Below are 6,000 nucleotides of genomic sequence, written 5' to 3'. Positions count from 1 at the left end.
CCGTATGGGGATGCGGTCGGTCAAGAAGGGCAGCACGGGAAACCGCGCTGCCCTTCTTTTTTGATCGGCGTCCAGTGCCTGCGACATGGCCCCGCGTCGTTGCGCCGCGCAGAAGGCATGGCGGTTCGCTTTCGTGCTGCCATTTTCAACGGTCTTTTGCTATGTCGGCGCCAACGCAAGAAAAGAGTCCACCCCATGTCCCTGTCCGACGACAGCCGCTACCTCAAGGGCGGCCCGGTTGCCCAGCGCATCATCGCCGCCGTGCGCGAGGATGCGGCAATTGCCAAAGCCGAGGGTTTTCCGCCCAAACTGATCTCGATCACCGTCGGCGATACCGATGCCGTGGATGTCTATGTGCGCAACCAGCGCGCCAAGGCTCAGCTTGCCGGCATCGATTTCGAGGAACGGCGTTTTCCCGCCACCATCACGTCGGGTGAACTGGAAGCCGCCATCCATGGCCTGAACGCCGATCCGCGCGTCACCGGCATTATCATCCAGCGGCCGGTTCCGGCGCACATTCCGATCAGGACATTGCAGGCGGCGGTGCATCCGCTCAAGGATGTCGAAGGCATGCACCCGGCCTCGATCGGCAACATCGTCTACAACCAGCTCGACCTCGCGCCCTGCACGGCGGCGGCCTCTGTCGAACTGCTCAAGGAGACCGGGCTCGATCTCAAGGGACTGGAAGTGGTCATCGTCGGCCATTCGGAAATCGTCGGCAAGCCGATCGCCTTCCTTTTGATGAGCGAAGGCGCAACGGTGACGGTCTGCCACCACATGACGCGCTCGGTCGCAGCCCATGCGCGCCGCGCCGATGCGCTGTTCGTCGCCGTCGGCAAGCCGCGGCTGATCAAGGCCGATATGGTCAAGCCGGGTGCCGCCGTCATCGATATCGGCATCAATTCCGAGATCGGACCGGACGGCACGAGCCGCATCGTCGGCGATGTCGACACCGAAAGCGTGCGTGAAGTCGCCTCCTGGATCACGCCCGTGCCGGGCGGCGTCGGTCCGATCACGGTGGCGATCCTGCTGCGCAACACGATGGTGGCGCTCAGCCGCCAGCGCGCGCTCTATGAGGCGACTTACGGCACGGCCGACAGGCTTGCAGCCGAGTAGCTTCGTTCGTTACGTGAATTGCGGTACGTGGCAGGTGATACGGCTTTCTTCGTCCCAGAAGACGTAAAGCATGCCGCCGCTGCCCCAGAAGAATCCGGCCATCGAATCGAACTGGAGAAGAAATTTCATTTGCCTGTCCGTTCCGGGAACAAGCGGAAACTGTGGCCCTTGAACCCATGACGGCAACCCGCCAAGCCGAAACAGATTTTGCCGTGAATTGCTTACCCCATACGACTGCCTGAGCCAGCGCGGCGGCGTGGGTGCAAGGCGGACAGTGCTTTCCTCTGTGGCCGGATCCGATGTGAAATCATAGGCGGAATGGAACGGCGCTATCGGTGTCGGCACGCCTACGGCGTCATGCGAATAGTAGGTCAGTTCGAGAGAATTCGTACAGGTTTCGATGCGGAGCCGAGGAACAGATATCGTTGGGTCTCCAAAATCGTCCAGGGTAATCAGGTGTGTCAATTTCTGCCGGCAGATCGGGCACGTTGCCGAACCCATGCCGCCGACAGCATATGGCCGTCCGATAGTTGGCAGATGCCAGGTAGGGTGATTGTGGTGCGCGGGAAAGGGCGAGTCGCCCGGAGAGCCGCCTTCGAAGACAAAGTGTTGACAGATTGGCGGTGAACGCGGATCGGCGTGTTCCTGCCAATCTGCAAAATCGTAACTGGTGGCCAGCACACTGTCTGGAAACAAGTCTGATGCCTGCAGCATGGCATGGGACAATAGGTCTTCAACATCTGTGCCGCGTTTCGCTTCCCCTTGCAGAAAAAATGCCAGGCGGGCCAGATGGGCGTCGTCGAGAAATGAAACGGCGTCGTTAATCAGAGTGATTTGCTGAACATCAGCTTCTACCGCCGCTTTGATCAGTGCAAACAGGAATTCGGACCCGTCCCTAAAATGTCGAGCGATAATTGCTTCGCATTCGGCATAATGGGCTTGAAAAGTCGCGGGCGATCGATCCGACAGCAGCCGAACGATCGTTTCAATTTCCTCGGACTCTGAGTTGGGCATGCCGGCAGTCCCATCAATGGGTGTGCCGCAATCAAAGCAATTTTGGCGGCTCTCCACCATAGGCCCAGTCGAGCAGCTTGATCGTGTGCACCACGGGTAGCTTCGCGGCCGACGCGATCTGCGTGATGCAGCCGATGTTACCGGTGGCAACGATCGAGGCACCTGTCGCCTCGATGTTTTTCACCTTGCGGTCGCGCAGCCTGGCCGAAATCTCGGACTGCAGGATGTTGTAGGTGCCGGCCGAGCCGCAGCACAGATGACCCTCGCGCGGCTCGCGCACGATGAAGCCGGCCTTGGCCAGCAACTCTTTCGGCTGGCGGATGATCTTCTGGCCGTGCTGCATCGAACAGGCCGAGTGATAGGCGACGATGGTGCCCGGCTTGCGCACCGGTTCGGGCAAGTCGAAAGCGGCCAGATATTCGGTGATGTCCTTGGCCAGAGCCGACACGCGTGCAGCCTTGTCGGCATAGGCCGGATCGAGCCGCAGCATGAAGCCATAATCCTTGATCGTCGTGCCGCAGCCGGACGCGGTGATGATGATGGCATCGAGCCCGCCTTGGTCGATGGCACGTGTCCAGGCGTCAACATTTTGCCTGGCCGAGGCAAGGGCTGCCTGCTCCCGCCCCATATGATGAACCAGCGCGCCGCAGCAGCCCTCGCCCGGCGGCACCACGACCTCGACGCCGAGGCGTGTGAGCAGCGAGATCGTCGTGTCGTTGATGGCGGGATCAAGCACCGATTGCGCGCAGCCGGTGAGGATGGCGACCCGGCCCTTTTTCACCCCCTGCCCGGCATGGACGCCCGGCGAGGCCATCGGCGACGCTGCCGGGATCGATGCCGGGGCGAGCTTGAGCATCGCGCCAAGCGGCTTCAGCGCCTGGACCTTCTCGAACAGGCCGATGAACGGCTTGCCCAATTTCGCCAACTTAAGCGCGGCGCGAAAACGCTGGGGATAGGGCAGCACGAAGGCCAACATGGCGCGGGTCAGGCGGTCGAGCAGCGGCCGTTTGTAGGTCTCCTGGATATGGGCGCGCGCGTGATCGACCAGATGCATGTAGTTGACGCCCGACGGGCAGGTGGTCATGCAAGCAAGGCACGACAGGCAGCGGTCGATATGGGTGACAATCTCCTTGTCGGCCGGACGGCCGTTTTCCAGCATGTCCTTGATCAGATAGATGCGCCCGCGCGGCGAATCCAATTCGTTGCCCAATGTCACATAGGTCGGGCAAGTGGCGGTGCAGAAGCCGCAATGCACGCATTTGCGCAGGATCTTTTCCGATTCCGCGACGTGGGGATCGGCAAGCTGGGCGGGCGAGAAATTGGTCTGCATCGCTGATGTCCTAGGCCATGCGGCCGGGATTGAGGATGTTCTTCGGGTCGAATTCCTGCTTCAGCCGCTGGCTAAGCGCGGCCAATGCCGGCAGCTGCGGCTCGAAGACAGGCAGAGCGGCACGATGGGCAGGTGCGGCGCGCACCAGCGTCGCATGGCCGCCGCCATGTTTGCGCAACAGGCCGCGCAGCAGCGCGGCTTCCGGGTCGCCCTCTTCCATGCGCAACCACACCAGCCCGCCTTGCCAGTCATAGAAGGCGCTGACGGCGGCTTGCATGCGCAGGGTCAGCACCATCTGGTGGCCCTGGGCAGGGGTCATCGAGACGCGCCAGACCGGTTTTTCGGTGCCATCGGCGAAAGGCCTGATATCGCGCACATCGCGCCATATGGCGATTGAAGCCTCATCGGCAATCTCCTCCAGCGGCCCGGCCTTGCCAAGCAGCGTCTTCAGCGCGGCGATACGGTAGGCAACGGACGGGCCAAAACCCTCGACCCGGAGCAGCGTTGCGGCCTCACTGCCAAGCGCGCCGCCGGCAACGCGCGCCGCGATCCGCTCGGGCAGATGGGCGGCACTTGATACTTCCGTGCTGGAACCGAGCGCCAAGGCCATGGCGCTTGCCGCGGCATCGTCGAGCAGGCCACGGATGGCGAGCGTGACTTCGGTCTCGGCGGCAGGCAAAACCTTGAAGGTGACGTCGGTAAAAACGGCCAGCGTGCCCCAGCTGTTGGCCATCAGCTTCGACATGTCATAGCCGGTGACGTTCTTGACCACCCGGCCACCGGATTTGAAGGCCTCGCCACGGCCGGACACGACATTGATGCCGAGGATATGATCGCGCGCCGCACCGGCCTTCAGCCGGCGCGGACCGGAGAGGTTCGCGCCGAGAACGCCGCCGATCGTGCCTTTGCCCGGCTCGCCGCCGAGCAGCAGGCCATAGTCCATCGGCTCGAACGCCAGCTGCTGGCCGTTTTCCGCCAGCAGCTTCTCGATCTCGGCCAGCGGCGTGCCGGCCTTCGCCGACAGCACCAGTTCGGCGGGCTCGTAGAGCGTGACGCCGGTGAGCTTCGACAGGTCGAGCGTATGCTCCGTCTGCAGCGGGCGGCCGATGCCCCGCTTGGAGCCGTGACCAAGGATTTCGAGCGGCGCCTCTTCCGCCACCGCCCAGGCGACAGAGGACAGGACTTCGTCTGACGTGGCCGGAGTGAAAGTCGTCAAAGCCTGTGCTCCCTGAGCTTTTCGAGCACGGCTTCGCCCCTCGGCGACAGCCGGTAACCGACATCGAGGCTCTCGGTCAGGCCGAATTCCTTGAGCTTGCGGACATCCTGCTTGAATTTCAGCGTTTCGACGCCGGCCATCGCAGCCAGATCAGCCGCACGCACTTCCGGATGGGCGCCGATTACCCGTAAGATGGACGGGAAGTAGCCGGGCGCCGCTTTGTCCCAGCGCGCAAAGCGTGCAGTCAGCGCATGCCAGTCCGCATCGGAAAGGCCCTCGTTACGCAGGGCAACGCGTTCGTCGGGTTCGATGCCTTTGAGTTCGATGCGGTAGAGTGATGTGCCGTCATCGGGGCCAAGCATCTCTTGAAGGGCTCCGAGTGTCGGAAAGCCGGCCGAGATCGCGTCTTTTTCCGTCAGTGCGGGAATGTGTGCGACGGTGATGTTCCCGATCAGCACTACGCCCGAAGCCGTCCGGACTCGCCCGCCGGCTTTTACCGTCGGACGTTTCCAGCGGCGAAAGGCGAGCGTCACTTCGTTGCACGCAATCTTGTCCAGCGAGGATTGTTTGAACAGCAAGTCAGGCCTCACTCGGGAATTGGCGCCGGAAGATCTGGGTTCCTCGCTCCCGTGAGCCGCAAGGCAATCGCATATGGCAGCGCCAGCCCCCTCTCCGACCGCTACGCGGCCACCTCTCCCCCATTTCATGGGGGCGAGGAAACGCCAACCGCGGAGGTCGCGGCCTCGGAAAGCTTGGGTTCCTCGACCCCACAAAGTGGGGAGAGGTGGCTCGGGCGAAGCCCGAGACGGAGAGGGGGCCATCATAGAGTGCCACCTCCGGACATCTTGGCTGCGAAAACGAACGTCAGATCTGTGGCGACCACGTCTTCTGCCAATTGTCCCTCAAGTGCCGCAAGAATGGTTTCGCAGACACTTCGGCGGCTCTTGAGAACGATGTTCCAGAAACGCAGCACCGAAAACCCCTCGGCGCGCATGAACTCATCGCGTCGTCTGTCGTAGGTGCTCTCCGCGTGCTGACTTCCATCCAGTTCGACGACCAGCTTTTCGCTGCGACAGGCAAAGTCTGCGAAATATGAGCCAATCGGCATTTGCCGAACGAATTTGTAGCCGCCGAGACGTTTTGCCTTCAGCTCGCTCCAGAGGATTGCCTCAGCCTGATTGTCCCCGTGGCGTAGCACGCGAGCGCGGGCGATCTTTTCGGGCGAGCGGCGGCTGGGCACGTCGGGCGTCCCCCTCTCCGTCTCGGGCTTCGCCCGAGCCACCTCTCCCCCGCTTTGCGGGGGCGAGGAACCCCCATTCTGAGA

6 protein-coding genes are annotated in these 6,000 nt (G+C 62.5%); 1 reads left to right on the top strand and 5 read right to left on the bottom strand.

Features of this window, described 5'->3' with window-relative positions; genetic code table 11:
* Nucleotides 1–195: 195 nt before the first annotated feature.
* A complete protein-coding gene (locus tag AC1DX0_RS29475; protein WP_477222458.1) occupies nucleotides 196–1,116 on the top strand; it encodes a bifunctional 5,10-methylenetetrahydrofolate dehydrogenase/5,10-methenyltetrahydrofolate cyclohydrolase in 921 nt (306 codons plus the stop codon).
* 9 nt (nucleotides 1,117–1,125) lie between these two features.
* On the opposite strand, the gene AC1DX0_RS29470 is transcribed toward AC1DX0_RS29475, so the two are convergent.
* The 5 genes from AC1DX0_RS29470 to AC1DX0_RS29450 all read right to left on the bottom strand — a co-directional run.
* Nucleotides 1,126–2,130, bottom strand: a complete 1,005-nt coding sequence (locus AC1DX0_RS29470; protein ID WP_477222459.1) for a hypothetical protein — start codon at nucleotides 2,128–2,130, stop codon at nucleotides 1,126–1,128.
* 31 nt (nucleotides 2,131–2,161) lie between these two features.
* Complete coding sequence (glcF, locus tag AC1DX0_RS29465; protein ID WP_477222460.1) at nucleotides 2,162–3,460, bottom strand: glycolate oxidase subunit GlcF; 1,299 nt, start codon at nucleotides 3,458–3,460, stop codon at nucleotides 2,162–2,164.
* A 10-nt stretch (nucleotides 3,461–3,470) separates the two neighbouring features.
* Complete coding sequence (locus AC1DX0_RS29460) at nucleotides 3,471–4,676, bottom strand: FAD-binding protein (protein ID WP_477222461.1); 1,206 nt, start codon at nucleotides 4,674–4,676, stop codon at nucleotides 3,471–3,473.
* On the bottom strand, nucleotides 4,673–5,254 hold the full coding sequence (locus tag AC1DX0_RS29455) for an ASCH domain-containing protein (protein ID WP_477222462.1): 582 nt from the start codon (nucleotides 5,252–5,254) through the stop codon (nucleotides 4,673–4,675). Before AC1DX0_RS29455 ends, AC1DX0_RS29460 begins: the two co-directional genes overlap by 4 nt.
* A 242-nt stretch (nucleotides 5,255–5,496) precedes the next feature.
* Nucleotides 5,497–6,000: endonuclease domain-containing protein (locus AC1DX0_RS29450; protein WP_477357934.1), on the bottom strand; the 504-nt coding region annotated here is incomplete at its 5' end.

It is taken from the genome of Mesorhizobium sp. P3_A9 (genome assembly GCF_056402975.1).
The sequence above is the reverse complement of the archived record's forward strand: the minus strand, read 5'-3'. Positions and strand labels throughout refer to the sequence as shown.

Coding starts and splice junctions, on each gene's coding strand:
- AC1DX0_RS29475 (WP_477222458.1), top strand. CDS start 196: ATGTCCCTGTCCGACGACAGCCGCTACCTCAAGGGCGGCCCGGTTGCC.
- AC1DX0_RS29470 (WP_477222459.1), bottom strand. CDS start 2,130: ATGCCCAACTCAGAGTCCGAGGAAATTGAAACGATCGTTCGGCTGCTG.
- glcF (WP_477222460.1), bottom strand. CDS start 3,460: ATGCAGACCAATTTCTCGCCCGCCCAGCTTGCCGATCCCCACGTCGCG.